We start from the raw sequence: 26,124 nt of genomic DNA, 5'->3' as shown, positions 1-26,124 counted from the left end.
GGGTCGTATTCTTCCATCGTGTCATCTTCATAAATCAGATGATCAATGCGGTCGAAGATGCAAGGCCGCTCATCCAGTAATGCCTCGGCTCCGAAATAGTCAAATAAACTTAGTTTCCCGTTTCTCCGCGCTATTTGGATGTTTTGAATTTCCTGCGCCATTCCCATACTCATGTAAAGGCGCCAGAACTTTGGATGAGTACGCCTGAGCATTGCCATGATTATTGGGATATAGCAAGTCCGTACCGCACCCCATGCAGCCATTTCGCTTGATTTTATGACAAACCCCTTTATTGTCTGTCCATCCCATATCATACAAAGAGGCATACGGAACATTGAAACGATGAATGTACTCCCAGATATCATCGTCGGTCCAAATAGAAAGTGGATTACAATGCCAAAAGGGGTCCTTACCCAGATGATTCCGGTGAGATTCAAACAGATATCCGCGAGTAATAAAATTGGTCTGCCTGGTCCTGGATTCTGCCGCCATTAGTCCTTTAAAAACGACATCAACATCATATTCAACCTGCAGCCGCTCGGAAGGTTCTTTTTTTAAAAGGTCGCAGCACGCCTGACTGAATTTCACCTGACGGAGCAGCCTATAATAGGCCAAAAGCTTTTCATCCTGACTTATGCTTTGTGAGAAACGGAGAAAACAGTCAATATTAATTCGCCTGGCCTTTAGCTTTGATCTTGCTTTCCCCAACAGCGGCCAGCCATATTGATCTATGCACCACCAGAAGTTCATTTTTGTTCCTACTGGCCAGATAAGGCGCTCTCTGGTGAATTTGTCCATCAGCTGAGCCGGGCAGGCCCTTTCTAAAGCCTCAGTGCTTTTGAGTTTGCCATCCTCTTTCAGTACCGACTTAACCTGTTTCGTGGTTATAAAGTATTCCAATATCTCTTGCTGCGCTTTATACTTTAGCCCCGCTGATTCTGTGAGACTTGGTGTCGCTTCGTAAAAATTACCGCGGCCCCATTCCAAGGAAATTCGCTTTGCAAAGCTCAGGCACTCAGGATATTCGACACCAGTATTACCATAGATGACAATAAGACGGTCCTGCCACTCCGGGAAATGGGTTCGGATCAAGTGCCAAAGTACCGTACTGTCTTTCCCGGCCGAAAAAGCCACAGCTGGTCGATGTTTGCAAACTTTCAGGGCCGAAGCTATTGCTGCTACGCCTGATTTAATTTTGTAATCCAAGTCTTTGCATTGCTCTATTTCAAGATCATGATAGGAGATAAACATTTTTCCACTCCCCCAGCTCGCCCAGCTTATTTATCAATCAAAGTTTCGTATTGGACAAATGACATGAATATAGTTCTCGTCATTGTCCGCAGTTATAGTGCCTGGGTTTAGCGGTTTATTAAAAGAAAGGATAACCTGCTCACAATCAAGTGACTTTAAGCACTCAACAACTTGGGTCCCGTCTAAACGGATATTTATTGGTAATCCATCAACCCCGGCCGGGATTTGCTCGAAAGCAATTCCCTTTGCGGCGCTATTGCCCTGAATTACGATTTCTTCTTGACCGAAAGTTAAATTGATATTATTGGTCGTAATGTTTTGCTCTTTACTAAGACTAATGACAGATAGGCGATCTATGGCACTCAATAGCTCTTGTCGCTCGACAGTAACACGCAGCGATAATTCTATCGGTATTACTCTATCAACATCGGGGAATTCACCTGATATAATCTGAGACTGATAATACAGTTGATCAGTCTCAAACACTACCTTACCCGACATGCTAAATAAGGTTATTTCTTCATCAGCCTCGACCAAACTGGATACATCAGCTAAGGACTTAACTGTGATAATAAAATCATTGGTCTTACCGGAAACATTAAATTTTTTTCTTGAAAGCCGATGCGTGTCAGTGCCAGTTGCCACTAATTCATTCTCACTGAATTTAAAATTAATCCCAGCAAAAATAGGCCGCGCCGTTGTATCTGCAACTGCATATCCCATCTTACGATAAATTTCATGCAATACATTGCCTTTTACTAGCGAGGAGTTTTCATTTACCAGCGACTCTATTTCGGGATATAAAATGGCATCCATAAGAAGAATGTCATAGACAGCCTTACTGCTCCCCTTAACGGTTAACATATTGTCTTTAACCCCGGTTTTCAATGTAATTTCATTGCCGGGCATACGCTTTATAAGGTCATACAGTAACTTACCAGAAATGAGGACCTTGCCGGATTCAACAACCTGGGCGCTTACGTCGTACCGAATTACTACCTCATAATTGGTAGCTACAAATTGAACTTTATCACCTTCGGCTTTGATGAGAATCCCGCTCAAAACTGAACTAAGAAGCTTCCCGGAGATTACCTTGTTCGCCGCCTGGACCGCTCGCTCCAGCTCCTTGCCGTTGAACCGGATTTCCATCAAGATCCGCCTCCTTAAATAAATTCATGGTTATCGGTGGATGCACTTCCCCGCAGTCCGGGCACTTCTTAGGCGCATCGTTCATTTTCAGATACCTCCGGTTTCCCGGCCAGGGCACTTAGGCAGCCCTGGCATACGTTTTTACCTTTAAAAGTTGCAATATCCTTGGCCTCCCCGCAAAAGATGCAGGCCGGCTGATACTTCCGGAAGATGATCCGGTCACCTTCCACATAGATCTCCAGAGGGTCTTTCTCCTCAATATTCAGGGTCCTACGTAACTCACGGGGAATAACTATCCTGCCAAGCTCGTCGACCTTGCGCACTATACCTGTCGACTTCATGCGGCATCCCCCCGTTCTGCTTTTAAATAGTCAACAACCATTTGGACAGCTTTAAGGTTCAATGCGACATCATCCGGAATTTCAATACTGAACTCCTCTTCATATAACATAGTTAGCTCAACCATATCAAAAGAATCTGCGCCCAGATCGGTAATAATATTGGCATCCATCGTGACTTCAGCCGGATCGACGCCAAGCTGTTCAACAATAATCGATTTTACTTTATCAAACATACTCACTGTAATTCCTCCCCACTATTTCATATCAAGAAATCGCTTCACGATCTTATACTGCTCTGTAAGACTCAAGCCTGGAGTAAAGAGCCGGCTCGGCGGCTCAAACTCCAATTCTAATTGTCTGGATATCGGCCGGGATGGCGCCAGGCTCTGAGCCTGGCTTGCCGCCCAGCAGACCGGCCCGTAACTGCGGTCGATGGATAACGGGTCGTTAAGTAGCCGTCTGCATCGTTTGCATTTCACACGTAGACCTCTCACGGGATTCTATAAAGCGCAAAATTCTCCGTCTTGCCGAATCCATACTTAATCCATACACCATGCCGACTGCTTTCCATGTCTCTCCGCCAGCACGCATATTGACCATATCCTGGACATCTGACTCGCTTAACACATTAAATTTCCTATCGCCGGCATAGCGTCCCCGGGCAAGGTGTTCAAATGCGGTCTCTATTGTTATAAAGCGCGGACTCATCAGGGCAAGTGCAAAAGCGTACCAATTCTCTGTCACACAACCTGCACCTCCCCGGATTCTGGTTGTATTGCCATTATGCATTACCTCCGATTGCAGCCGCCAGAATTTCATCATCAGTAGGCTGGTCATCAACCACAACGCCTTCGGCATCAATCGTCGCACCGTCCGCATATTCAAACGCGGTATTGCCATCAGCATCCTGGCTTACCACCGCCTGGTCAGCTTGTAGGCTTGTCTGCATTTCTATGGATAATATGCCATACTTGCTCAGCAGCCGCTTTAAGACCGTTTTAATAGCCATGGCATGAAAATCATCAGCCCACTTACCAGACCCTTTTTTATATGTCTGGCTGAATTTTTTAGCGTGCCTTTCGATTTCGCCCTTGGTCATATACAAGTACTTTTCAAAGCCATTTAGTAACTTAAAATAGGCCATATATCCGACAATTTTGTCTGACGTCTGTTCGCCAAACTCAACCTCGCCGGTAAAGCGGTTAATGCCTTTGATCTCCCCCTCATAAACCTCGCAGGCATTAATCGTCTTGTACTGACCGGTACGCATTGCCAGCTGAATATATCCCTTATAACCAAGTTGAAACTGCGCTTGGTTAACCCAAATTTCCGAGCCATCTGGCAGTTTCTTTTTGGTGTTATATGGCACGATGTAAGCAAACCCCAGATTAGGATCAACCGGCAAATCCAAGGCCGCGGCTATGGCGCCGGCCGCAATAATAGTTTGCGGTTCCGCTTTTTGCAGTTGAGCATTGCCGTTAGTTACCGATATCAGACTGGACATGAAGCCGGCCGCTTTTTTGCCAAGCAATTCTTCAAACCGCTTCCGCACATTGGCATTGCCAAGCATTGCCTTTAAACCAACTTCTTTTTCCCCGGCGGCCGGAGCATGATTAGCCCCGGCCATTCTATTTACAAGAGCAGCATTGCTACCGTTAACACTGGCCACTGTCATTCCTCCCTACTTCACGCTAAACCGCCGCGACGGCTTGCCTTGCTTAACATACCGCTTATATAGTTCAGGGTGCTCTGTCTTAAACAGTTCGGTGTCAAACCCGATCCGACCAGCTACATTAGACCACTTCACTAATCGCTCACCGGACCGGCCCCGCTCGTTATCGCCCAGCATCTTGATCAGCGCGTTCTGAGCTTCTTGTTTGCGCTCCTTGGCAACTTTTTCCTCTTTGCTGGCCTGTTCATATTGACCAATCCACAACTCAGACGTTTCGTGCAGTTCTACCTCGCGACCATTGGCCTCTGGATACATCCTTAACAACGCGTCTGTGCAGGCATTAGTGCCGTCGATCTGCGGCATGGTGCCGTTTATAACGTGCTGCCAAAACGCTTCTTCTATCTCTATCAGACGCTGAATCAATTTTTCGTTGCGCTCAATTAGTTTATATAGGAACCGATTGCCGCCGATTAGGCAGGCAATCCACCATGCCTCATATCCGGTCACGGCCATATAATGCTGGCACTGGATATAATAGGCGTCCGGCAATGTGTCGCCGTCCCACTCGGCCCGCATAAATGCATTGGTAGTCTTACACTCCAAGCCTATTTTTGAGCCGACTATCTCCCGGTCTATATTGGCTAACATAAAGGTATGTACCGGATGCTGAAGGATTGCATTGCGCCGGCGGACTTTTAACCCAGTCTGAATCGTAAATTCTCCGGCAACCACATCTTCAAGTTTTATACCCCAGTATGCCGCCTCTCCCGGCTCCTCGTCCGGGACTTGTCCAGTTTTTTCCAGCCACACACCTACGGCGGACTTCCACCGGCTAACTCCGGCTACCGCCGCGGCGTCGCTGCCGCCTATTCCCCGTTTTCTAAGCTCAAGCCACTCAGCCCGGCCAATGTCTGCCGTCTTGGCCAATATCGACACACTCACGCTTCTTCACCTCGAAACTAAATGTAAGATATCCATCGTCATCGACAAGCTCGTCCGCCTGCAAGTTATCTAAGCATAAGCCGCATACATCAAGTGGCCGGCCATTTTTGTCCTCAACAAAACAGATATGTTCGGGCACATAGCTTTTGCAAATATCGCAGTGTTCACCGTACATTTTAACGCCCTCCAATTGACTGCCAATAACCGGGCATGGTACAATGGCAATGATATAATTTGTTTTAACTTACTTCGTCTGTGTTGGCGCACAGGCGATTTTTCTTTTTCCCGAAACTAAACTTGATCTTACCAAAGCGAAACATAATCAATTCGTCATTGCAATCGTAAATTTCATCAAGCTTTCGCAATTCATCCGGCGTCACGTCTCTTTTCCCAGCTTCAGTTCGCTCATAAGTCCTTTCACTCATATGTGCCTCTTGCGCTACGCGCCACGTCGGCAAGCCACGATATAGCCGGAGACCACGCAATACCCCGGGTAAAGTTTTCGGCAATCCCTGCTCCCGCAAAAATGGTGCAAGTTCCGTCAATTTTGGCATCCTCTCTCACCTCCCTCTCGTGAGATAATAAACATGTAAACCGGGAGTTCCTTGTGTCTGTCACCCACCTCCATTCGCCCTGCCGTTCTCCCGGTAGGGCTATTTTTTTAACCAACAGCATCAACAAATGCCTTGAAGAATAAAACTACGCTCAACCAGTATGCAACCTTACCAACCACCACTACCCATTTCGGTAACTTGTCCTCTTCCGAGTCTTGGCGAGCCGATATAAGCTGTGGTTCAATTCGTTGCGGCTTCACTGTTCATCACCTCGCTTGTCTATATTCCATCTAAGCCGAATTACTCGGCCATGAGCACCAAAAGCCGCCGCTGAAGAATCTTTGTTAAATCCACACCTAAATTAATTTTTAGCCGCTCTTCAACCGGCAAAGAATTCCAAGCAGCCCAGGCAGCCATATGTAGATTTCTGAGAACTAGCTCTTTCTTCTCTTCTGACATTGGCGGAGGAGCTACCACATGCACAGTGCTTTTACCAAACTTATAAGTGGCCGCGTATTTCGGTTCCATACGATCACCTCTAGCACTATGTATATGCCGGCGATCGCCTGGGACGGCCCTGGTAACTGCCAAATTCCTCCCCTCCTCTTCCCCCTTGTTCCGCATGGTATTTCCTGAAAATAGTTTGTTTCTTTCCCACTACTGCACCGCAGCTCGGTGGCGCTACCCATCCTCGGCAATAGCGGTTTGAGTTCAAATCCTTTTTCCAAAAATCCACCTATTTATCAATCCATATTACAGGAATTTACATTCTATCTAGCGAAAATCCACTAAATGGAATTGCTTATAAAAAAAGGAGTTTCTATAATATGTTTGTAAAGGCTTTATTTGGCTCTAGACTCCGTAAATTAAGGGAATTGCATGAAATTCCAGCCAAGCAATTTGCCGACACCTTTAAAATTCACAGAGCTTCCTTGAGTAATTTGGAATGTGGAAAAAAATCTCCTAGTATTGATCTAACTGTTGCCTTGGCCGACTACTTCAATGTCAGTCTTGATTATTTGGTTGGGCGAAGCGACAAGCCGGAAAGGAGGTAAAACTTATGAATTTATCACCTTTACAGAGGAAGTTACTCATTGGTTATTTAATTTTTGTGGTAATTGCCTGTGTTTATGTTCCTTGGCAACGAGTTCATCGTGATAATCCTGCTCTTAAGCTTTCTATGGGATATTCCTTGGTTTGGAAAGTCCCATCGCATGGTTCAGCTATCGATTATGGAAAGGTTGGCCTTGAACTTTTAGCTGTAAGTGCTGTATTTGGCATTGCCTATTTGGTGATAAAAAGCAAATAACAAAGATGCTTGCAGGAATCTACAACTACTCCTTGAAGTTTTTCAGATTAACAAATATCAAGGAGTCGATTTCATGAATACTGTAACTCCTATCCAACTTGGACTTACTATTATTGGATCAGTAGTCGCCTCGGTAATTTCCACCCACATTACAAACTTAGTCCTCAAAAATCGCGAAAGAGAAAAGATTGCCACTGGATTGCTATTGATGTATAAAGCACTTCTGACAGAAAACATCTCTTTGATCCAAGCCCAGATTGACAGACTAGATATAGCTACAAAGGAGAGCAAATGCAAAATCATGTTGGAGTTGCATTCGCTCGGCGCAACATCCTCAATTTCTGACTACGTTCATATGTTTGCTTACCGCCCCGACATAGCTCGGGAGACATTGGCAGACATTCATTGGTTTGAAAACTTCACTATGCATTGCAAAACTGAGCCTTTGACTAAAGCAGCCGCAAAAGATTTGCTCAGTGAGATGAAAAAACGTGTTACCCTCATGGATCAGCGTCTTACTAAACCTACTTTGATAACTTCCATAAAGAAACAATTATCAGTCCGGCTATCCCAAACACAACGGCATTGATAATCACGATAATAAGCGAATGCCTTAGGAACTCTTTAAAATCTGACAACGGAAGTTCCTCGTGTTGCGTTACAGACAGACCTTTATATAAATCAAGCTTTTCTTCGAAAGTCATTTTTGCAACGGGTGAATCTGTCTGAGTCTCTTTTTTGTTCGATTTATCCCGGCGCATTGTTTATGTTCACCTTCCATTCCATCACATACAGTTATTCCACGAGCGCCATAGTTTTTGAATGCGGTTTCGTTTTGATTAAAACATCTTGCTTCATGCCTGCCCAAACTGTATACAACGAATTCCTATTTGGACCAGCCATTCTGTGTTTTGTATTACGTTTGGCAAGTAATTCTTTCTTTAAACACCCACAACTTTTTGTAGTGCCATTCCTTAAATTATTACAAGTTACAACAGTGTATTTACCACATTCACTCTGAATTTTTATTTAGTTCCTTTTTGTGCACTTTTCTCATCCTTACCCCGTCCTCGGCATACTAACTGGTTACTGGTTATCCCTGTCCTTATTGTTTTTTAAATTCACACTCTCACTCTGTTCGTTCTGGGACCACTATTTTATTTGGCTTGTCGGACAAGCCAGAAAGGAGGTAAAAATGGGCTTATTTGGTTTTTTCAAAAGAAAGAAATCTCTCAAAGAAATAGCTGATGAGTTAGCTCGCTACTGTTTAGCTGATATAAAAGCAGTTGGTGGTTTTAATGATATTACGGCAGGTCTTCCAAGAGGCAAATCTAATAGATTGTTTCTTGAATACCTGCGCTTACGAATCACCATTGTAGGATCGACTTTGGACACGGTTTTAGCTGGCGATGACGTTAAAAGACGTTCCATGTACATTTTGTTAGTTGACCGTTATACAGAGTATGCGCTTATATTATTAGGAAGCAAGAAAGCGGTTGACCATTTATTTTCTTTCCCTCCCGAAATCATAAATACGTATTATGATATATTAGATTCTGGCTACGATGGAAATAAGATGTCAATGGAATTTGCCGTCGCGCTGTTCAAATTTGCAGGTATGGATATTCGTACAAACAAAGAAGATTTAGAAAAAATTGAAGGGTTTGTAGAGGTGTACTGCAAGGCGCGAATGTTTGTATTTCCTGAATTATGCCTGCTAATGAAATTCACAAAGGATTTATTAAAATAACTAACCTGCCTTTGATGGCGATTGATTCAGCAGTCTTACCGCGACATCGACAAGAACTCGACGAACAAGCGGCCGGCATCAGCGAGGACTTAAGGTCTGTCGCCGAAGTTATCGGCGATCACGAAATACGAATTCGGACGCTTACCCGGCGGCCGGTTTAGCCCGTCCTAGGCAACGTACCTGGCTGCTGGTCTGGACCGTCGATAAGCTCGGCAACGGTTACGCCGAGGGCTGCGGCTAATTTAACTGCATCAGATACGCAGGGCTCCGACTTATCATTTTCCCATCCGCTTAAGGTCGCCTGTGGTATTTCAGTTTCAGCTTCAATGTCTTTTTGTGATTTACTAACTCTTTGCCGGAAAACTTTTATTCGTTGACCGAAAGTCATCTATTTCACCACCTTATTAAAATAGCAGATCGATATTACGATTATGTCTTTATATTATCGTAATATCGATAGTATGTCAATCGTTATTTCGATATTTTATAAAATTTTTTTTTATGTCATAATATAATTAACGAAATTTCGATAAAGGAAGAATGCCTGTGAATATACCTGAACGCATAAAAGAGTTAATTATAAAACACGGAATATCTAGCATAAACGAATTAGGTAGAATTTCAAATATTCCACAATCAACCCTAGCAACCATCATGCAAGGAAAAACCAGTCCCAGAGCAGATACTATTAACCAAATATGTAACGGACTAGGTATTACTATGTCAGAATTTTTTCAAGTCGAAGACCTCCAGCAACGTGCTATCAAAATAAGCGAAACAATGGAACTTTCAGAAGAAAGAAAAGCCGCAATGGAAACATTCAAGGAAATGTCTTCCGAAGAACAAACCAAGCGGCTGCTAACAATGTATAAAAAATTAAAAAGCCTCCCACCCGATCAGCAGAAGGCTCTTGAAATAATTATTAATCATCTTTCCGTTCAGCAGTAATTTCATCTAAGACCATAAGTAGTATAATTTTTAATTCCTCATCTGTTATTTCAACATTCCTCTCCACATATACGCCCCCCGTCATATGTACCAATAATTCCAAACTCATTAAAAGCGAGGTAAAAAATCTATGAGCGAACAACTGAACCAAATGCAATCCATGCTCGAACAATTAATTAAAATGGTTGGCAACAATAATGCTTCCATCGAAAAGCTTCGCCAGGATGTTACCACGTTGAAACAGGATACAACTACTTTGAAACAGGATATTACCGATTTAAAGCAAACAACCGAACAGGGTTTTTCTGATATTGTCAATATGGTCAATTTACTTGGCGAAAAAACCGAAACCATATCCCGTGTGGAAGCTAAACTTGATGCCCTGAATGACCGGACCTTCGAACATGAGGCAGACATTCGATTACTTAAAAAAGCAAGGTAAAACCAATGAGTGAACAACTCTTAAAACAAATCATTTCTCAACTAGATAAAATGGACAGTCGGCTTGATCGAATCGAAATTGATGTTTCGAAGATTAAAACCGATGTATCTAATCTTGAAGGTCAGATGCTTGAAACTAATCAAATCGTTAAAGCTGTTCGACATAACACCGAATGTATTAGTGCTGAAGTTAACGGCTTAAAGGGTTACTACTGCTAACTTAGAAGTCGTCGAAAGAAGAGAAAATGCTCACTATTATGAATGCTAAAGTAGCTACAAAAGACGATGTCGCCAAGCTAAGAACTCACGTAATCGATGAAATCGATGCTATTAGAACGGAACTAAAAGAAAATATATCTCAGATTGAAACCAATATTTGCGATGATATGAAGTCGCTATTTGAGATTGCTGGCGAGCATGAGGTCAAGATCCGAACACTTACAAGAAGGCCAGTATAGGTCAAAACCGAATTTCCAGAACATATGTTCTGTGTTAATTTTACCTCTTTCTTCCTTTATTAGCAATATCCTATTTAAAAATCATTGAAATAAACGCAAAATGCCAGTCCGATGCAACTCGTTGCGGACTGGCATAAAAATATGTTCATAACCTATACCCTCCTTGGTATAATTCTTTTGGATCGACACCAAGGACTTTAGCTATTTTTTCTTCTTCAATTGCAGACAACCAAGTTCTTTGTCCATTTACCATGGCATTGACAGTAGAAACATTGATCCCTGTATCCCTGGATAGTTTTCGTTGCGATACTCCTTTCTGCTTCAGAATCACTCCGACCCTGAGCATAAAGGACACCTCGCTCTCTGTGGCAGAACCGAAATATAGTCCAGGAGCAACTTGAACCTATGTAAAATTTTAAGACTAAGAGCAATTTTGTGTCAGATCCAAAAGTAGTATTACTTTGGCAAACACTAGGTCGTTTTCCTGCATAGCACCTGGTATAAACTTTTTGACAAATTAAACGATTTTACCACTATTATTATAAAATCCGACACCTATTTACTTGAATTGTATCATATTTTGTAACATTAACAAAAAATAGTGTTACTTATTCTAATTTCTGACACAAAATAAAGTCGAAATCGAGGTGAATACCTTGAGGCAAAAACACACACGCACTGATTTAGAACCAGCCACCTTCTACCTCCGCAAATCGCGCGAAGATCGCGAAGCAGAAGCCCGCGGCGAAGGTGAAACACTGGCCAAACATAAACGGGACCTATTTAGGCTGGCCAAAGACTATAATGTCAATATTACTCATGTTTTTGAGGAGGTTGTTTCCGGAGAAAGCGTTATTCATCGACCGGAAATGATGCAGCTACTAAAAGAAGTTTCCGAAGGCAAATGGCGTTCTGTCTTCTGTGTAGAGGTTGACCGTCTTGGCCGCGGTGACATGGAAGATCAGGGCCTTATTCTGCGGACATTTAAGCAGTCAAAGACGCTGATTGTCACCCCGCGCAAGGTGTATGACCTGAACGATGAGTTTGACGAAGAGTACACTGAGTTTGAAGCCTTCATGGCACGCAAAGAACTTAAGATTATCACAAGGCGTTTGCAAGGTGGCCGGATACGTTCAGTTGAGGACGGTAATTATATCGGCGCCAAGCCCCCGTATGGCTACTCTATTGGGAAGAAAGATCGCAGACGATATCTTGTCAAACACCCAGATCAAAGTGCCCCTACTGAAATCATTTGGAGATTATATCGCTATGAAAATATCGGCACCAATAAAATTGCAAATGAATTAAACAGATTGGGGTATCTATCTTACACAGGACAAAAGTGGACGCCTGCTTCTGTTTTGAACATACTTAAAAATCCAGTATACGCGGGTATTACCGCCTGGAAAAAGAAAGAGCAAAAAAAATCAAAAGTACCTGGTAAAAAAAGAGACACCCGTTCTCGCCCCCGCGAGGAACAACTGTGGGTACATAACACGCACGAGGCTTATGTCACTGAAAAAGAATTTTTCGAAGTACAACACATGCTTGCTAAAAAATACCATGTCCCCTATCAGCTTGCCAATGGCATCACGAATCCCCTAGCCGGGATGATTAAGTGTGACATGTGCGGTGCATCTATGATTTATAGGCCTTACTCACACCAGAAATACCCTCACTTGATGTGCTATAACAAGCAATGTACCAATAAAAGCAGCCGCTTTGAATATGTCGAAGGAAAAGTAATTGCCGGGCTCCGAGCATGGCTGGAAGAGTACCGTACTCAGTGGGGCAAAACCAAGCCGGTTGAAGAAAAAGATAATGTCATAAGCATTAAGAAAAAGGTCCAGCAGAACCTTACCAAAGAACTAAAAGAGCTGGTCCAACAGAAAGAAAAACTGCATGATTTATTAGAACGCGGCATATACGGCGAAGCCACTTATTTGGATCGATCGCAAAAGCTCTCCGAACGGATCAGCGAAGCCGAGAAGAATATTACAGATACGGAAAAAGCAATCAAAAATGAAACCAAACGCGAGAAAGCCAGGAAGGATATTATCCCTAAATTAGAAATGGTACTTGATGTGTATGATAAAACCAAAGACCCTGCAATTAAAAATCAAATGTTAAAATCTGTTCTTGAATATGCAACTTACCGAAAAGAAAAGCACCAACGTGACGATGATTTCACATTAGTGCTATACCCGATTTTACCCAAGTAATTCGCGGCTTAGAGAGTCCAAACAGATAAACAGCAAGCGTTATCTCATTACCCTCTTTGTCGACTCCAATGGGATCATACAGACTGACTTCGGTCCGGATGCGGCGGGTGCTCCTTAAATGCATGAGAATTTCATTTTCAATACATCGGGCCGCATATGTAGCCAACCTGATTTTCTTAGAGGGATCAAAGGTGTTGATGGCTTTAATGAGGCCAATTGTACCTATCGAAATAAGGTCATCAACATCTTCACCGGTATTGTCAAATTTTTTGACAATGTGTGCTACCAGTCTCAGGTTCCGTTCAATCAGGACATTGCGAGCGTCTTCATCCCCACTTTTAAGCCGTTGAAGATAAACCTGTTCATCTTTTTCCGATAACGGCAATGGAAAAGTATTGTTGGCGATATAAGACACTAACAGGGTGATGCCTTTAATTACCGACGCTGCCAAAACCATAATAAACGAAAGGCCCATTCAGTCACTCACCCCCAAAAGTCTGTCGGTTAAATTTTATGGGCGAGACAAGTTGAATGTGCCTGGCAGCAAAAAATATTTCTTGGCATACCCTTGCACCATGCCTGCAAGTAGCATATAATCCAGATAAGAATAAATGCTAAGTCGGGGAGTGTGGTGCGATGGAACGTTACATTGCCGATATTGGCTTGTTTTTTGCGGGAACCTTAATCATCCTGTATATGTTGTGGAACAGATTATTTCCTGAGGACTGAAGTAATCCTAAAAAGACGGGTTTGTTCACATACGGTGAGCAAACCCGTCTCTTTTCATTCCTGTTGACATATATAAAATTCATGCCCATTTTGGCTTACCGTGGCCCTGAAGCACTTGGCCCCAACCCCGGTATTTCAACTTTGTTATTTGGCAGCAGACTGAGTGCAGGCCGGCATGGCCTCGACCATTGCCGTATTGAGGCACTCAACAAGCGCCTCGCTGATCGCTTTGCTCAATTTCATTACTTTTGACAGGGGGGTGCTTTGCAGGTCAAGATAACCGATCTGGCTTTGGGCATTGACTACCCCAATCACCGAAATATCACCGACCGTGGGCAGCCTGTTGCCTACCGCAATACCTGCCGCCAGGCCCCCCTGCCAGATCTCAATATTGCCTATTTCGTGTGCTTTCCCCAGACAGGCATCAATGGCAATAATCAGCGGGTGATGATAACGGTGATTAATAATATTAACTGTTTCTACAAAATTACCGGCATGAACCGGATGGTCAAGAGTTCCGTAAACACTGCAGTCAGTATGCTCTTCCAGCTGAGTGCCGATAAGCGGCCCCAAGGCATCGCCGGTGTAACGGTCGGAGCCGATGCACAACACCACCAGCGGCCTTATGGCATGCCCCTCCTGGCATTTTAAGAGCATTGTCAGATGTGCGTGGAGTTTTTCCCGGATGTCGTCGGTGTCATAAAGATTAACGGTAAGCTTATTCAGAATATTTTTGGTCATTATCTCTCTCCTCTTAGCTATCTCATTAATCTTTATGCACCTCCTCACCGGTTTATGTTTCATTCCGCCAGCCTACGATACTAACAGCGGCAGCTCCTGATATTCAGGTGCTTTGACCGCCTGTGCCAGGGCTTTCGCAACAAATTCAACATGTTCTTTTAGCTCGACATTCATCGCGGCGGCACTGGCAATTATGGTTTCGCGGTTAACTGCACGGGCAAAGGCTTTATCCTTCATTTTTTTCATCACTGATTTGACTTCCAGATTGTCCAGGTTTTTGTCAGGACGCACCAATGCACAGGCAATAATAAAACCGGTTAGCTCATCAACCGCCAGCAATGTTTTTTGCAGCAGTGTACGTTCCGGTTCCCAGTCCCGGGCATGGCTTTCCACATCGGTGACAAACCGGCTGTCGTAGCCGGCAGCACCCAGGATTTCAGCGGCATGGTTAGGATGATCATGAGGATATTTCTCGAAATCAACATCATGGAGCAGGCCTATAGCCCCCCAGTATTCAATATCCTCACCAAATTTGGCGGCATACGCCCGCATAGCAATTTCAACTGCCAGACAGTGCTTTAACAGCACCTCGCTTTGTACATGCTGGCGTAATACCTGCCAGGCTTGTTGTCTGCTGGTATCCACGGTAAAGCCTCCTTATTATGTATAGTAAATTTATCCCCATTATATCAAAACAGGCTGCATTCAAGTTAGGTGTAAGTTTGTGTCCGTCTGGCGGAACGCCATGTATATCTAAGGCGGCGGCCGGCGGCAATCAGCGCATAAAAGATGATAATCGTCATAATGATGGAACCGCCCGGGGCAATATCCAAATAAAAAGCTGCGGTCAGGCCGCCGGTAACAGCAAGCATCGCCAGGCCCACCGCCCAGGCCATGGTAGCCTTAAAACCCTTTCCCAGCTGCTCCGCGGCTGCCACCGGTACAATCATCAGCGCGCTTACCATCAGAATCCCCACCACCATCATGCCTGTAACAACAGTGATGGCGGTAACAATGCTTAACGCCATGTTGACGGCCGCGGTACGGATACCGGCAACCTCGGCTACATCTTCGTCAAAGGCAACCAGCATCAGCCTGGTAAAATTAGTGCAAACAAATGCCAGCACCACCAGACCGCAGCCGGCAATAACCATTACATCCTGCCAGGAGACGGTTAAGATGCTGCCAAAAAGAAACCCCAGCAAACCGGCGCTGGGCATCCTGGTAATAGTGCTGAAAATAATGGCTAAAGCGATGCCTGCATAGAAAAAAACAGCCAAAGCGGTATCGGCCATCTGGGTCTGACGGCGCCGTACCAGTTCAATGCCGGCGGCGCCGGCAATTGTCAGGATAAAAGCGCCGACTGCCGGATAGATGCCGGCCAGATAACCGCCGGTCACGCCGGCAAAAGCAATGTGGCCCAGCCCGTCGCCAATCATAGCCTGGCGGCGCACAACCACAAACATCCCCAGCAGCGGGCAGGTAATCGCTGTAATCATACCGGCCAAAAAAGCCCGCTGCATAAAATCGTACTGAAACATCTCTAGTAATGGCATAATAGCCCCCTCCCTAACCGGTGAATCCGGAATAATACCATAAATGCTGCATACTGGCGTGACTGGAGCGGAATTCTTCACTGCCGCCGAAGAAACACAGATGCCGGTTGATGCAGGCCACCTTTGCCGCAAAGCGGGTCCCATTCTCGATATCATGGGATACCATGATAATGGTGATGCCCAGGGTAGTGTTAAGCTGGCCCAGCAATTCGTAAATCCGGCTGCTGGCAGCATAATCAATGCCACTTGTTGGTTCATCCAGCAATAACAGCCGCGGCTCACCCGCCAAAGCCCGGGCTACCATCACCCGCTGCTGCTGGCCCCCTGACAATTCGCCAATCCGGCGGCCTTTTAGCTGCTCTGCCCCGACCATTTCCAGCATCTGGTCAATAAACCGCTTATGGGCGGCCGCTTTTGGCCGCCCCCGGCTGCCAACAAGCCCCAGGGCGACAATCTCCTCGACAGTCGCCGGGAAAGCCGCCGTATTCTGGGAATAATGCTGGGGTACATAGGCCATAATGCCCTGCCGGGCGGCGGAACCGATACTGCCATTATTAATCAGGACCTGGCCCGCAGCCGGTTCAATCAGCCCGGCAATAATTTTTAAAAGCGTACTTTTGCCAGCGCCGTTTGGTCCTACCGCAACAACAAATTCACCTTGCTGCACAGTGAAGGATATATTGCGCAGCACCATTTCCGTATTATTGTAACCAAAGGTAATATTATGCAGTTTAACTTCAGCCATAGTAGCCTCCTCAGCCGGTGTTGCGGATACTCTACATAAGAATATTCCTAGCTAGATGTTATCAGCCTTACTGGCATCTGTCAATTCCTGCCGGCAGTTTTAAGCCAAGGCTATGAAAAAATACAGCGACCAATCTATACTCTCCCAATAAAGACCGGCCGCAGGATGGTGTTATGATTATTACCATTATTTTACTCACTTATGCGCAGTTTACCAAGCTCATAGGCCCGGGCATAGGCCCCTCCCTGAGCGATAAGCTCCTGATGGGTGCCGGTTTCGGCTATCGTGCCGCCTGTTAAGTACAGAACCCGGTCAGAGGCCATGATGGTGGACATACGGTGGGTGATAATAAAAGTGGTGCGCCCGGTTCCGGCCTGCCTGATCGCAGCCATCACCAGCTTTTCCGTATGGGCGTCAAGGGCCGCAGTCGGCTCATCCAGGAGCAATATGGCCGGCTCGGTGATAATGGCCCGGGCAATTGCGATGCGCTGCCGCTGACCGCCGGAAAGGCTGCCGCCTAATTCACCGGCCATAGTATCATAGCCTGCCGGCAACGCCTGAATAAATTCATAGGCGTTGGCAAGCCTGGCTGCCTGATCAACCTGGCTCACGGTGGCTGCAGGCCGGCCATAACGAATGTTTTCCCGGATGGACATGTTAAATAATACCGGCTCTTGCTGAATAAAACCAATATGTCTGCGCAGGGAACTGAATGTAAGGTCCCTGATATCAATACCGTCCAGCAGGATGGCTCCGCTCTCCGGGTCATAAAATCGCAGCAGCAGGTTGGCAAAAGATGATTTCCCGGCCCCGCTCGGCCCCACAATGGCAATTACCTCGCCCGGGCGCGCTGTCACGTTAATATTGTTCAGCACCGGCTGCCCGTGCCGGTAGGCAAAGGTAACACGCCTGAATTCTACCAGCCCCCGCGCCTGAGCCAGTTCCAGCCGGCCGTCCGCCACTGCCGGCCGCTGTTCGTTCAGCAGCCGGCTAATCCGTTCCCAGGCGACCAATCCCAGTTTAAGCTGGGTCAGGCCCTGACTAATTTTGCCGACAGGCGCCGGTACATTGATAATGTAAACAAGAAAGGCAAACATGCCGCCGATGGTAAGGTCGCCGCGGATAACCTCCCGCCCGCCGTACCAGACAATAACGGTTAGGCCAATAGCGGCCAGAAATTCAACCAGCGGCACCAGCATCGCGCTTAACCGCTGGGCTTTCAGCAAATCAGCAGCAGCCAGCCGGAGCTTGCTGCTAAATTTTCGGTACTCATACTCTTCGCGGGCATAACTCTGCACAATCATAACCGCTACGACCGACTGTTGAATAATGGCCGTCACTTTAGCCAGGTGATGTTCCACAAGTGCTCCCAGGCGGCCTATTTTATGATTGAAACAACTGATGGCCACAATAATGAAGGGCAAAGTGGCAAAAGTAACCATTGCCAGCTCCCAGTCAAAATAAATCATGATAGCCATAATGGCCAGCAGGTTAAGGGACTCGACAATAACGTCGGGAATCCCCGTTGTAACTGCCTGTTGGATAAACAAAAGATCATTGGTAAATAATGAAACAATCTCTCCCGAAGGCGTCTTCATATAGTAGGCATAATCCAGTGACTGCAGTTTATGAAACATATCGGCGCGCAGTCTGGCCAGCATTTTGTTACCGGCTTTAGCCATACCATAACCATAGCCATAAAAGAACAAACCGCGGATCAGATAAAGCAGGATAATTCCGGCTGTAATAAAATGCAGGAAGGCAATACTGCCGCCCGCCAGGGCATCGTCAATCAACAGTTTTACTACCAACGGGGCCGCGAGGCCGGCAGCAGTGGCGATAACAAAACAAACTATCGCCGTTGCAGCCAGCAGCCAATAGGGAATGATGAATTTTCGCCAGTAAAAACTTAACATAGCATATCTCCACCGCAATAATCGGACAACTACTTCTGGTGTGGAAAATCGATTCAGAAAACACAAGTCTTTGGTAAATAAAAGGGGAAGGCTGCTAAAGCCTTCCCTGCTGTCAGTTTACATCACCCTGCGGGCACCGACATAGCGCGGTCCCCAGTAACTACTGTTCATGCGGTCAATAGCAACACCGCGGCTGGACGTAGCACTAATAAACTTGCCGTCACCAAGATAGATGCCACTGTGGGATGCCCCGGCAGCGTAAGTGCTGAAGAACACCAGATCACCCGGCTGGAGCCTGTTGTACGATACGGTCCGCCCAACTGCAAACTGTTCATCAGCCATTCGCGGCAAATAAACACCGCTCTGAGCAAAAACATAACGTGTAAAACCCGAACAATCGAATCCATTAGGGCTTGTCCCACCAAAGACATACGGCACACCTGTATAGCGCATAGAGGTCTGAATAATCCGCCGTACCGAAGTGGTGGAAGAATCACGGCTGACAGGGATATCCCGCCCCATCAGAGCCCGGTAGGTTTGCGGTCCGATTACGCCATCGACTTCAAGGCCACGGGCCTTCTGGAAAGCCTTCACGGCGCTGACCGTCGCGTCGCCGAAATCACCATCAGCTGCACCGGCATTAAAGCCAAGGCTGTTAAGCTGGGACTGAATTGCGGCTACTTCTTCGCCCTGATCGCCGGCTTCATAAGTACCAGAAGCAAAGGCGAAAGCAGTGGTTCCGAAAAAGAGACAAAAAGCGACAATGAACCCAAAAAACTTGTGCAAACTGTTTCTCCTCTCGCTGGCCTCCGAGGTTAGCTGCCGGGTTAGGGTTGCAGGCACCCTACCGGAAAATCTCTCCGGTTTCACCCCATAAGTTGGTTCCCCCGTACTGGAGCTGGATTCGGCTTTCTATACGCTCACCCATGTTATATTCTGTTTAAATTTAAAAATTCCTGCCCAAAATTGCGTTTTTTTTACAATAATTAGGCAAAAAAAATAAGTTATTTGCCCAGCATTTACCTCTCGTCGTTTTCTTCTGGCCGCGTGATCTCCGCCCGCAGCCAGTAAAGGGGCCGCTGTTTTACCTCTTCAAAGATTCGCCCGATATATTCGCCAATAATCCCGATGCCGGACAGCTGCAAACCGCCCAGCAGCAAAATACTGGCAGTAATTGTTGTCCAGCCGGGAACAGCTTCATTGGTAAACAACCGGATGTACAGGACCTGCAGCGTCAGAATAATACTGGCAAAGCCCATGGCAATACCCACATAAAAAGCAATGCGCAGCGGGGTTTTGGAATAGGCGGTAATACCGTCAAGCGCAAAATGCAGCATGCGGCGCAGGGAAAATTTGGACCTCCCGGCAAATCGCCTGGGGGCAACAAATTCTATATAAGTCTGCCGGTAGCCGATCGCACTGATCATGCCGCGAATAAACCGGGCCCGTTCCCGGAACCGGCAGAAGCTGTCCACCACTTTTCTGTCCAGTAAACGAAAATCAGACCCGCCCTCAGTTACCCGTACATTGGACATCACATTCATCAGTTTATAGAACAGGCCTGAAGTCAGGCTTTTAAACCAGGAAACGCCTTCGGTGGTAATCCTGACTGTTTGCACCACCTCAAAACCGTTTTCCCATTCCGCAATCAGCCGCGGAATCATGTCCGGCGGATGCTGCATATCGCCATCCATGGTAATGACAGCCTGGCCTCTGGCATAATCCAACCCACAGGTCAAGGCCACCTGATGGCCGAAATTCCGGGCCATAATCAAAGCCCGCACCCGCCCGTCCGCCTGCGCCAACCGCTCTAAAATCAGGGGCGTGGCATCACTCGAGCCGTCATCAATAAAGATCAGCTCCAAAGAATAGGCCAGCGGCGCCATATGTTTAACAACTTCCTGGTAAAAGTTATCAATATTCTCCTGTTCATTGAATACCGGTACAACAATGGAAATCAATTGCTTACTCAGTTCCATACCCTTCCCTCCCTGTTGCCACTCATCTATTATTGCACTGTCAGCCCCTGTTTGCAATAAAATTCCTGTATTTTAATAGCATTTTACTTCCGGGAGGTAATTATTAAAGCCTGCTTGGTCGTTTGACAAAGCAGGCTTTACAGCAGCCGTATTATAGCTTCATGTCCTGGCGCAAGTTTATCGCCCCATGCAGATAAACATGTCTGATATCCGACTGGCGGGTGTCTGTATTCAGAAGAATTAATACCCGGATACAAAGCGGCAGCGCCTCCGGACACTCCAGCTCCTGCGTGCCGAATAGGGGCACCTGGGTCCAGCCCAGCTTTCTGGCCCCGGCCGCCGGGAAAGCCGCATTCAGGTCCGGCGTGGAGCTAAAAATGACAGCGCCGATATCCTCCGTATTGACCGCATTTTCCTCGATGATCGCCGCAAGCAGCTCAGCCACGCGTTCAAAAATCTCTTCCCGATTATTGTCTGTAACAGTTGTTGCACCACGAATACCGCGCAGCATTAACACCACTCCTAGCGAAGAATTAACAAGGCCATAAGTTACACTATACGGGGAAAAAACCGTTTTTCCTGCCGTCATTGTAAAGCACTTGTAATTAATTTTTTTTAGCTGGTTTGTTACAGCGGCAGGAAGCGCACAGGTGGCACCGCCACCAGCCGCATTCGGGGCAGACGGAATTTGCCGGAGTTAATTCCACATACTGGCCGTGGCTGTACTCCTGCCAGCAAAAAGTCGCTCCTGTCACTTTCTTTAACACAACAGCCCGTGTATCCACCCAGAGTTTTTGGCCCAAAACGGTAATTAACAGCTCATGGCAGCCTTTGTCCTGATTATACCGGTAACCTTCGGCCGGAAATAGCTCAGGCTCTTCCTTCAGAGTAAGAACCACATTGAGGACACTGTAATTCACAGCCCCACCTCCCGCATGGTAATACCTATGTTAGCGGCAGGCTGTTTATACGCCAGTCTTGCAAAATAGTAAGCACCCGCTCGGCAGTGGCGGCCACCCCCGGCTGCACGGCCTCACTCAGCTCCAGGCCAACATCAATCACTGCCGGCTGAATACCGAGGATAACAACTTCCCGGACAGGCTGTTCCAATAGCTCCAGGGCGGCCAGCACATCCTGAATCCCCAGTTCGTGCAGCGATACCTTGTTTTTGAAATAGGCTTTCACCTCTTCATTGGCAAACTGGTACAGATCGCCTGGGTTGCCGCCGCCGCTTACGGCATCAATGATCAGCAACCGGTCTGCACCGGTCACAAACCGCAGCAGCTCCATCCCCAGGGTACCGCCATCCAGAACCAGCACATTGTCCGGAAAGCGATAGCGCCGGGTAAGTTCTTCAACCACCCGGACACCAAACCCTTCATCCTGCATCAGGATATTACCGACACCCAGAATAACAATTTTCTCCATAACGGCCGCTCCTATTTTGCCTTAGTTTTCTTGGTGTCTGTGATATCGCCCAGATCGTCCGGCTCTTCCTCCATATATTTTACGCCGGAAAACATGGCCGAAATCTCACCGCCTTTTTCGGTTAAGTCGGCCCTGATCGCCATATATACATGGACAATAACAAACAGTATGATGCACCAGGCGACATAATGGTGAATAATATGTACCATATACTCATTAATCAGCCAGTTGTTGAAAGGGCCAAATATTTTTGCCAGAAACCGGTTGGGCTCAACCATGTAGTACATGGCAAAACCGGTAACGGCTTCGATGAAAAACATGAGGTACACAGCCAGATAGCCTGACCGGGCCAGTGAATTCCGCAAATAGGGCCGGTGCTTGCCGCGCAGAAGCATATAATGCATCTGGGTATCGATCATCCCGGTCCAGTACAGTTTGCTCCAGGGCTTAGGCAGCAATCTGTCGCCAGGATTAATAATAAAGCCATAGATCCGGGGAATAAAAGAAATGACAAGCACATAGCCGGCGATAAAGTGGATATAGCGGATCGTTTCCATGGACAACACATTGTTAACGGCAAAGGTTGGCTCCATTCCCTGGGTGCCCAGAAAAAAAGGATTGCCAATATAAAGCCCGGTAAGAAACAAAATAAATACACATATTACCATGACCCAGTGGAAAATCCGCGTCCACGGGCTGAACAGGTAATAGGGTTTCATAGCGCCTTGACGCATGACCGTATTCCTCCTCTTTTTTAGTCTCTACCAGAATTTATAAATAAATTCTGTGGACATAAGAACGGCTATACCCAACGGGTATCGTCCTAAAGGGCTTGGCACAAGCCAAGTCTTATCTTATCCTGATGGAAAGGTCAACTTTCCCTGGATAAGGGCAACATCGGCTTCCGCTTCCGCCCAAGGCTCGGCGCAAGCCGTGTTTTCTTTATAAATACGGGTCTGTGCGGACTACGGTAAGCTCCTTGCCTTGGCTGTCATACAAATGGGTAGCGCAGGCCAGGCAGGGGTCAAATGAATGAAGAACCCTCAGTATTTCCAGCGGCTTGTCGGCAATCTTGACCTTGGTGTCAATCATGCTTGATTCATAGGCACCATAGCCGGCTTTGCTGTCACGGGGACAGGCATTCCAGGTAGAAGGAACGACAGCCTGATAATTGTCGATCTTGCCGTTTTTAATCGTAACCCAGTGGCTGAGACCGCCGCGGGGCGCTTCATGCAGGCCAACCCCTTTAGCCTCTTTCGGCCAGGTGGCCGGGTCCCAGGTGGCGCTGTTCGCAACAGCAGTGTCACCGGCTTTTATGCTGTTGATCAGCTTATCGAAGAAATATTTGCTGACATAGGCGTTTAACTGGGCATCTAAACCGCGGACTGCGGTCCGGCCGACAGTGGTCGTCATCCAGGTTTCCGGCGGCAGATTCAGCAGTTTCGATACAGCCTCAATCTGATCAACAATCATTTGCTCCGCCCAGGTCGGCTGCGGAATATGGCCTTGCTTAACTTTAGTATACACAATAATATATTTGGCCAAAGGGCCTACCTCAGCCATTTTGCCGTTCCATTTGGGTGTTTTAATCCAGGAGTATTTGCCGTCTTCATCTAAATATTTCCAATTAGTCTTGGTTCCTTCTTTGGGGCCGGTATACTGGGGACTGGTTACCCCGCTCCACGGATGCAGGTCCTTACCGGTCTCGGGATAACTATACCAGGAATGTTCCACACCCTCGGCCAACACATTGGGATCGCTTAAGTCCTTGCCCTCCAGCGGATGGAATGTGGCATTAGCCACCCCCTGGCCAAAATTTTCCACAACGCCGTTCGATTTAATCAGCAAATTTTTAAAGTAATCGCCGTTGGCAATCCCGGTGTAACGCTCGTCCGGAAAATCGCCAAAGGACAATACCCGTTGTCCTGCCAAGCCCCCGCCGTCGACATAACCGGCTTTGACAAACAGATCACCAATCGCCAGCACATCAGGCACATAAAAATGATTGGTCAGGTCAATACTCAGGTTAACAGAGGAATCCACCACAGCCAAACGCTCAGTATTGATCGGGGCATTCATATCATTCATCGATATTGAACAGGGCATGCCGCCGACAATATAGTGAGGATGGGGGTTTTTGCCGCCGAAAATAACATGGGGGATCACAATCTCGCGCTGCCGGTCAAGCATGTTAAGATAATGGGCAACCGCCATAAGATGCGCTGCCGGCGGCAAGACGTCGTAGTCGGGATGCTCCCAGTAATGACCGGCAAACAGGCCTAACTGGCCGCTGTCCACGACCTTCTTGATCCGGTTTTGGATTTCTTTAAAATAGGCAGTAGTGGCTTTGGGGAATTCCTTGGGGTACGCATTGGTGTCAAAACCAACAGGACCGGTAAAATTCAGGCTGTATTTTTCCAAAACGGTATTCTGGATGGCCGCGGCGGCGGCCGGATCGGCCTTGAGAGCAGCAACCGGGCTTACCCAGTCCAGGGCGTGGAGGTGGTAAAAATGGACCGTATGATCATGCACCGTCTGCGCGGCAGCCATGATATTACGGATATAATTTGCGTTTTTAGGGATTTCAATCCCCAGTGCGTCTTCCACCGCGCGTAAACAGCCTAAGGCATGCACGGTGGTACACACACCGCATATCCGCTGGGCGAACATCCAGGCATCCCGCGGGTCACGGTTTTTTACGATCAGTTCAATCCCCCGCCAGGCAGTGCCGCTTGACAGTGCGTCTTCCACTTTGCCGGTGGCCTCGTCCACTTTTATTTCAATCCGCAGGTGGCCCTCAATCCGGTTGATAGGGTCAACAACTATACGTTTCATCTAAGCCCTTCCTCCTTGTCCGCTATTCATTATCCTGGTCTTGTTCAGGCTTATGCTCTGCTGCAACGTCCTGCGGTTTTTCCGCCTTTGCCTCATGCAGCTTATGCTGCACATAGGAAGCCACGCCATGGGCCACGACCCCGGCAGTAGTCACTCCGGCCAGGATAGCGCCGACCTTGTCGGCATTGACAATCGTATTGGGCACAGGAATATTAGGCAGCCGCTCATAAAACGGGTCGTTATCCCAGAAATTATTGGCCGCGCAGGCTACACAGGGGGCACCGGCCTGAATGGGATAGCTCATGCCGTTCCACCAGCGTATATTGCCGCAGGAATTATAAGCCTCCGGCCCCCGGCAGCCCACCTTATACAGGCACCAGCCAGCCTTGCTGGCAATATCGTCAAACTTCTCGACAAACATACCGGAATCAAAAAACGGCCGCCGGTAACAGGTATCATGAATCCGGTTGCCAAAAAACTGCTTCGGCCGCCCCTGGTTGTCAACAGGCGGCAGCTGACCGAATAAGACATAATGCATGATGGTGCCTGTCAGTACTTCCGGAATCGGCGGACAGCCGGGCACTTTAATAATCGGCTTGCCGCTCACCACTTCACTGACAGCCACTGATTTAGTCGGATTGGGCCTGGCCGCCTGAATGCCGCCCCAGGCCGCGCAGGAGCCATTTTCAATGATAGCGGCCGCATTTTTGGCGACATGTTTAACCGTCTCCAGAATTGGCTTGCCGCCGACCATGCAATATATCCCGTTCTCGGCAATAGGCACAGCCCCTTCAAAGATCAGAACATACTGGCCCGGATAGTTTTTAATGGTCTCTTCCAGCTGGTGTTCCAGCTGGTCGCCGCCGGTGGCCGCCAATACGTCCATGTATTCGAGAGCAATCATGTTTAATACGAGGTCAGAGGCCAGCGGCGTCTGCGACCGGATAAAGGTTTCATCACAGCCTGTGCATTCGTGGCCGTGGAGCCAAATAACCGGCAGCAAAGGTTTTTTCTCTGCCGCTTCAATAACCTGGGGTATAAATTCAGTGGATAAACCCATGATACTGGTCAGGGCCACGCACGTCTTGATAAAATCGCGGCGGCTGACATTTTTTTTCTGGAACAATTGCCAAAGGGTATCCCGCTTTTCCATAGTCC

35 protein-coding genes and 1 riboswitch are annotated in these 26,124 nt (G+C 47.1%); of the genes, 9 read left to right on the top strand and 26 right to left on the bottom strand.

Going from position 1 to position 26,124, the window contains the following annotated elements:
* Positions 1-99: 99 nt before the first annotated feature.
* From ACZ481_RS10090 to ACZ481_RS10045, 10 genes are all read right to left on the bottom strand, one after another.
* Entirely contained in the window at positions 100-1,251 is a 1,152-nt protein-coding gene (locus tag ACZ481_RS10090) for a phosphoadenosine phosphosulfate reductase family protein (protein WP_464770017.1), read from the bottom strand.
* Positions 1,252-1,284: 33 nt separating this feature from the next.
* Positions 1,285-2,400 carry a DNA polymerase III subunit beta gene (gene dnaN / locus ACZ481_RS10085; RefSeq protein WP_464770016.1) on the bottom strand — a complete coding sequence of 372 codons (1,116 nt, stop codon included), beginning with the start codon at positions 2,398-2,400 and terminating at the stop codon, positions 1,285-1,287.
* A 68-nt stretch (positions 2,401-2,468) separates the two neighbouring features.
* Positions 2,469-2,741: an AbrB/MazE/SpoVT family DNA-binding domain-containing protein gene (locus ACZ481_RS10080; RefSeq protein WP_464770015.1), complete on the bottom strand. Its 273-nt coding sequence runs from the start codon at positions 2,739-2,741 to the stop codon at positions 2,469-2,471.
* Positions 2,738-2,980, bottom strand: a complete 243-nt coding sequence (gene acpP, locus ACZ481_RS10075) for an acyl carrier protein (protein WP_464770014.1) — start codon at positions 2,978-2,980, stop codon at positions 2,738-2,740. The genes ACZ481_RS10080 and acpP overlap by 4 nt, the downstream gene beginning before the upstream one ends.
* Positions 2,981-2,995: 15 nt before the next feature.
* Entirely contained in the window at positions 2,996-3,220 is a 225-nt protein-coding gene (locus ACZ481_RS10070; RefSeq protein ID WP_464770013.1) for a DUF6011 domain-containing protein, read from the bottom strand.
* Positions 3,189-3,485: a hypothetical protein gene (locus tag ACZ481_RS10065; protein ID WP_464770012.1), complete on the bottom strand. Its 297-nt coding sequence runs from the start codon at positions 3,483-3,485 to the stop codon at positions 3,189-3,191. Before ACZ481_RS10065 ends, ACZ481_RS10070 begins: the two co-directional genes overlap by 32 nt.
* A gap of 37 nt (positions 3,486-3,522) precedes the next feature.
* Entirely contained in the window at positions 3,523-4,410 is an 888-nt protein-coding gene (locus tag ACZ481_RS10060; RefSeq protein WP_464770011.1) for a recombinase RecT, read from the bottom strand.
* 12 nt (positions 4,411-4,422) lie between these two features.
* On the bottom strand, positions 4,423-5,355 hold the full coding sequence (locus ACZ481_RS10055) for a YqaJ viral recombinase family nuclease (RefSeq protein WP_464770010.1): 933 nt from the start codon (positions 5,353-5,355) through the stop codon (positions 4,423-4,425).
* 239 nt (positions 5,356-5,594) lie between these two features.
* A complete protein-coding gene (locus ACZ481_RS10050; protein WP_464770009.1) occupies positions 5,595-5,909 on the bottom strand; it encodes a helix-turn-helix domain-containing protein in 315 nt (104 codons plus the stop codon).
* Positions 5,910-6,209: 300 nt separating this feature from the next.
* Positions 6,210-6,437 carry a hypothetical protein gene (locus tag ACZ481_RS10045; protein WP_464770008.1) on the bottom strand — a complete coding sequence of 76 codons (228 nt, stop codon included), beginning with the start codon at positions 6,435-6,437 and terminating at the stop codon, positions 6,210-6,212.
* Between the two features lie 299 nt (positions 6,438-6,736).
* On the opposite strand from ACZ481_RS10045, the gene ACZ481_RS10040 reads away from it, so the two are divergent.
* The 4 genes from ACZ481_RS10040 to ACZ481_RS10025 all read left to right on the top strand — a co-directional run bounded on the left by ACZ481_RS10040 (position 6,737) and on the right by ACZ481_RS10025 (position 8,968).
* Positions 6,737-6,964 carry a helix-turn-helix domain-containing protein gene (locus ACZ481_RS10040; protein ID WP_464770007.1) on the top strand — a complete coding sequence of 76 codons (228 nt, stop codon included), beginning with the start codon at positions 6,737-6,739 and terminating at the stop codon, positions 6,962-6,964.
* Between the two features lie 5 nt (positions 6,965-6,969).
* Complete coding sequence (locus ACZ481_RS10035) at positions 6,970-7,218, top strand: hypothetical protein (RefSeq protein WP_464770006.1); 249 nt, start codon at positions 6,970-6,972, stop codon at positions 7,216-7,218.
* A 73-nt stretch (positions 7,219-7,291) separates the two neighbouring features.
* Positions 7,292-7,807, top strand: a complete 516-nt coding sequence (locus ACZ481_RS10030; RefSeq protein ID WP_464770005.1) for a hypothetical protein — start codon at positions 7,292-7,294, stop codon at positions 7,805-7,807.
* A gap of 606 nt (positions 7,808-8,413) precedes the next feature.
* Complete coding sequence (locus ACZ481_RS10025; RefSeq protein WP_464770004.1) at positions 8,414-8,968, top strand: hypothetical protein; 555 nt, start codon at positions 8,414-8,416, stop codon at positions 8,966-8,968.
* Between the two features lie 157 nt (positions 8,969-9,125).
* Here the strand turns inward: ACZ481_RS10025 and ACZ481_RS10020 are convergent, their stop codons facing one another.
* Positions 9,126-9,356, bottom strand: a complete 231-nt coding sequence (locus ACZ481_RS10020) for a helix-turn-helix domain-containing protein (RefSeq protein ID WP_464770003.1) — start codon at positions 9,354-9,356, stop codon at positions 9,126-9,128.
* A 158-nt stretch (positions 9,357-9,514) separates the two neighbouring features.
* On the opposite strand from ACZ481_RS10020, the gene ACZ481_RS10015 reads away from it, so the two are divergent.
* From ACZ481_RS10015 to ACZ481_RS10000, 4 genes are all read left to right on the top strand, one after another.
* Complete coding sequence (locus ACZ481_RS10015; RefSeq protein WP_464770002.1) at positions 9,515-9,916, top strand: helix-turn-helix domain-containing protein; 402 nt, start codon at positions 9,515-9,517, stop codon at positions 9,914-9,916.
* A 130-nt stretch (positions 9,917-10,046) separates the two neighbouring features.
* Positions 10,047-10,358, top strand: a complete 312-nt coding sequence (locus ACZ481_RS10010; protein WP_464770001.1) for a hypothetical protein — start codon at positions 10,047-10,049, stop codon at positions 10,356-10,358.
* A 5-nt stretch (positions 10,359-10,363) separates the two neighbouring features.
* On the top strand, positions 10,364-10,576 hold the full coding sequence (locus ACZ481_RS10005; RefSeq protein WP_464770000.1) for a hypothetical protein: 213 nt from the start codon (positions 10,364-10,366) through the stop codon (positions 10,574-10,576).
* A 38-nt stretch (positions 10,577-10,614) separates the two neighbouring features.
* Entirely contained in the window at positions 10,615-10,815 is a 201-nt protein-coding gene (locus ACZ481_RS10000; protein WP_464769999.1) for a hypothetical protein, read from the top strand.
* Between the two features lie 145 nt (positions 10,816-10,960).
* On the opposite strand, the gene ACZ481_RS09995 is transcribed toward ACZ481_RS10000, so the two are convergent.
* Positions 10,961-11,146 carry a helix-turn-helix domain-containing protein gene (locus ACZ481_RS09995; protein WP_464769998.1) on the bottom strand — a complete coding sequence of 62 codons (186 nt, stop codon included), beginning with the start codon at positions 11,144-11,146 and terminating at the stop codon, positions 10,961-10,963.
* Between the two features lie 325 nt (positions 11,147-11,471).
* Between ACZ481_RS09995 and ACZ481_RS09990 the strand changes: the two genes are divergently transcribed.
* A complete protein-coding gene (locus ACZ481_RS09990) occupies positions 11,472-13,037 on the top strand; it encodes a recombinase family protein (RefSeq protein WP_464769997.1) in 1,566 nt (521 codons plus the stop codon).
* On the opposite strand, the gene ACZ481_RS09985 is transcribed toward ACZ481_RS09990, so the two are convergent.
* The 14 genes from ACZ481_RS09985 to ACZ481_RS09920 form a co-directional block, all read right to left on the bottom strand.
* The gene (locus tag ACZ481_RS09985) at positions 13,003-13,494 is read right to left on the bottom strand and encodes a sigma-70 family RNA polymerase sigma factor (protein WP_464769996.1); all 492 of its coding nucleotides are present in this window, start codon (positions 13,492-13,494) and stop codon (positions 13,003-13,005) included. The genes ACZ481_RS09990 and ACZ481_RS09985 overlap by 35 nt on opposite strands.
* Positions 13,495-13,910: 416 nt before the next feature.
* On the bottom strand, positions 13,911-14,507 hold the full coding sequence (yyaC, locus tag ACZ481_RS09980) for a spore protease YyaC (RefSeq protein WP_464769995.1): 597 nt from the start codon (positions 14,505-14,507) through the stop codon (positions 13,911-13,913).
* Between the two features lie 72 nt (positions 14,508-14,579).
* Entirely contained in the window at positions 14,580-15,152 is a 573-nt protein-coding gene (locus ACZ481_RS09975) for an HDIG domain-containing metalloprotein (RefSeq protein WP_464769994.1), read from the bottom strand.
* 65 nt (positions 15,153-15,217) lie between these two features.
* The gene (locus tag ACZ481_RS09970) at positions 15,218-16,063 is read right to left on the bottom strand and encodes a metal ABC transporter permease (RefSeq protein WP_464769993.1); all 846 of its coding nucleotides are present in this window, start codon (positions 16,061-16,063) and stop codon (positions 15,218-15,220) included.
* Positions 16,064-16,076: 13 nt separating this feature from the next.
* Positions 16,077-16,808 (bottom strand): metal ABC transporter ATP-binding protein, encoded by a 732-nt coding sequence (locus ACZ481_RS09965; protein WP_464769992.1) that lies wholly within the window; start codon positions 16,806-16,808, stop codon positions 16,077-16,079.
* 191 nt (positions 16,809-16,999) lie between these two features.
* On the bottom strand, positions 17,000-18,724 hold the full coding sequence (locus tag ACZ481_RS09960; RefSeq protein WP_464769991.1) for an ABC transporter ATP-binding protein: 1,725 nt from the start codon (positions 18,722-18,724) through the stop codon (positions 17,000-17,002).
* 117 nt (positions 18,725-18,841) lie between these two features.
* Positions 18,842-19,510, bottom strand: coding sequence for a C40 family peptidase (locus ACZ481_RS09955; RefSeq protein WP_464769990.1), 669 nt, complete (start codon positions 19,508-19,510; stop codon positions 18,842-18,844).
* 3 nt (positions 19,511-19,513) lie between these two features.
* A riboswitch (cyclic di-AMP (ydaO/yuaA leader) is annotated at positions 19,514-19,644 on the bottom strand.
* Between the two features lie 99 nt (positions 19,645-19,743).
* Positions 19,744-20,703 (bottom strand): glycosyltransferase family 2 protein, encoded by a 960-nt coding sequence (locus ACZ481_RS09950; RefSeq protein ID WP_464769989.1) that lies wholly within the window; start codon positions 20,701-20,703, stop codon positions 19,744-19,746.
* Positions 20,704-20,854: 151 nt separating this feature from the next.
* On the bottom strand, positions 20,855-21,214 hold the full coding sequence (aroH, locus tag ACZ481_RS09945; protein WP_464769988.1) for a chorismate mutase: 360 nt from the start codon (positions 21,212-21,214) through the stop codon (positions 20,855-20,857).
* Between the two features lie 94 nt (positions 21,215-21,308).
* The gene (locus ACZ481_RS09940) at positions 21,309-21,623 is read right to left on the bottom strand and encodes a hypothetical protein (protein ID WP_464769987.1); all 315 of its coding nucleotides are present in this window, start codon (positions 21,621-21,623) and stop codon (positions 21,309-21,311) included.
* 25 nt (positions 21,624-21,648) lie between these two features.
* Positions 21,649-22,131 (bottom strand): HyaD/HybD family hydrogenase maturation endopeptidase, encoded by a 483-nt coding sequence (locus ACZ481_RS09935; protein WP_464769986.1) that lies wholly within the window; start codon positions 22,129-22,131, stop codon positions 21,649-21,651.
* Between the two features lie 11 nt (positions 22,132-22,142).
* Positions 22,143-22,865, bottom strand: a complete 723-nt coding sequence (gene cybH, locus ACZ481_RS09930; protein ID WP_464769985.1) for a Ni/Fe-hydrogenase, b-type cytochrome subunit — start codon at positions 22,863-22,865, stop codon at positions 22,143-22,145.
* A 208-nt stretch (positions 22,866-23,073) separates the two neighbouring features.
* Entirely contained in the window at positions 23,074-24,966 is a 1,893-nt protein-coding gene (locus ACZ481_RS09925; RefSeq protein WP_464769984.1) for a nickel-dependent hydrogenase large subunit, read from the bottom strand.
* A gap of 22 nt (positions 24,967-24,988) precedes the next feature.
* Entirely contained in the window at positions 24,989-26,119 is a 1,131-nt protein-coding gene (locus tag ACZ481_RS09920) for a hydrogenase small subunit (protein WP_464769983.1), read from the bottom strand.
* Positions 26,120-26,124 lie beyond the last annotated feature (5 nt).

The organism is Sporomusa intestinalis (genome assembly GCF_055383785.1).
Note: the sequence above shows the minus strand (reverse complement) of the source record. Positions and strands in the feature narration are given on the sequence as shown.

What these genes read in the sequence shown, in the direction of transcription:
- ACZ481_RS10005 (WP_464770000.1), top strand. Translation starts at nt 10,364, where the DNA reads ATGAGTGAACAACTCTTAAAACAAATCATTTCTCAACTAGATAAAATG.
- ACZ481_RS10035 (WP_464770006.1), top strand. Translation starts at nt 6,970, where the DNA reads ATGAATTTATCACCTTTACAGAGGAAGTTACTCATTGGTTATTTAATT.
- ACZ481_RS10045 (WP_464770008.1), bottom strand. Translation starts at nt 6,437, where the DNA reads ATGGAACCGAAATACGCGGCCACTTATAAGTTTGGTAAAAGCACTGTG.
- dnaN (WP_464770016.1), bottom strand. Translation starts at nt 2,400, where the DNA reads ATGGAAATCCGGTTCAACGGCAAGGAGCTGGAGCGAGCGGTCCAGGCG.
- ACZ481_RS10080 (WP_464770015.1), bottom strand. Translation starts at nt 2,741, where the DNA reads ATGAAGTCGACAGGTATAGTGCGCAAGGTCGACGAGCTTGGCAGGATA.
- ACZ481_RS09965 (WP_464769992.1), bottom strand. Translation starts at nt 16,808, where the DNA reads ATGGCTGAAGTTAAACTGCATAATATTACCTTTGGTTACAATAATACG.
- ACZ481_RS09925 (WP_464769984.1), bottom strand. Translation starts at nt 24,966, where the DNA reads ATGAAACGTATAGTTGTTGACCCTATCAACCGGATTGAGGGCCACCTG.
- ACZ481_RS09985 (WP_464769996.1), bottom strand. Translation starts at nt 13,494, where the DNA reads ATGGTTTTGGCAGCGTCGGTAATTAAAGGCATCACCCTGTTAGTGTCT.
- ACZ481_RS10090 (WP_464770017.1), bottom strand. Translation starts at nt 1,251, where the DNA reads ATGTTTATCTCCTATCATGATCTTGAAATAGAGCAATGCAAAGACTTG.
- yyaC (WP_464769995.1), bottom strand. Translation starts at nt 14,507, where the DNA reads ATGACCAAAAATATTCTGAATAAGCTTACCGTTAATCTTTATGACACC.
- aroH (WP_464769988.1), bottom strand. Translation starts at nt 21,214, where the DNA reads ATGCTGCGCGGTATTCGTGGTGCAACAACTGTTACAGACAATAATCGG.
- ACZ481_RS10050 (WP_464770009.1), bottom strand. Translation starts at nt 5,909, where the DNA reads ATGCCAAAATTGACGGAACTTGCACCATTTTTGCGGGAGCAGGGATTG.
- ACZ481_RS09970 (WP_464769993.1), bottom strand. Translation starts at nt 16,063, where the DNA reads ATGCCATTACTAGAGATGTTTCAGTACGATTTTATGCAGCGGGCTTTT.
- ACZ481_RS09935 (WP_464769986.1), bottom strand. Translation starts at nt 22,131, where the DNA reads ATGGAGAAAATTGTTATTCTGGGTGTCGGTAATATCCTGATGCAGGAT.
- cybH (WP_464769985.1), bottom strand. Translation starts at nt 22,865, where the DNA reads ATGCGTCAAGGCGCTATGAAACCCTATTACCTGTTCAGCCCGTGGACG.
- ACZ481_RS10010 (WP_464770001.1), top strand. Translation starts at nt 10,047, where the DNA reads ATGAGCGAACAACTGAACCAAATGCAATCCATGCTCGAACAATTAATT.
- ACZ481_RS09920 (WP_464769983.1), bottom strand. Translation starts at nt 26,119, where the DNA reads ATGGAAAAGCGGGATACCCTTTGGCAATTGTTCCAGAAAAAAAATGTC.
- ACZ481_RS09950 (WP_464769989.1), bottom strand. Translation starts at nt 20,703, where the DNA reads ATGGAACTGAGTAAGCAATTGATTTCCATTGTTGTACCGGTATTCAAT.
- ACZ481_RS10030 (WP_464770005.1), top strand. Translation starts at nt 7,292, where the DNA reads ATGAATACTGTAACTCCTATCCAACTTGGACTTACTATTATTGGATCA.
- ACZ481_RS10020 (WP_464770003.1), bottom strand. Translation starts at nt 9,356, where the DNA reads ATGACTTTCGGTCAACGAATAAAAGTTTTCCGGCAAAGAGTTAGTAAA.
- ACZ481_RS09960 (WP_464769991.1), bottom strand. Translation starts at nt 18,724, where the DNA reads ATGTTAAGTTTTTACTGGCGAAAATTCATCATTCCCTATTGGCTGCTG.
- ACZ481_RS10025 (WP_464770004.1), top strand. Translation starts at nt 8,414, where the DNA reads ATGGGCTTATTTGGTTTTTTCAAAAGAAAGAAATCTCTCAAAGAAATA.
- ACZ481_RS10040 (WP_464770007.1), top strand. Translation starts at nt 6,737, where the DNA reads ATGTTTGTAAAGGCTTTATTTGGCTCTAGACTCCGTAAATTAAGGGAA.
- ACZ481_RS10000 (WP_464769999.1), top strand. Translation starts at nt 10,615, where the DNA reads ATGAATGCTAAAGTAGCTACAAAAGACGATGTCGCCAAGCTAAGAACT.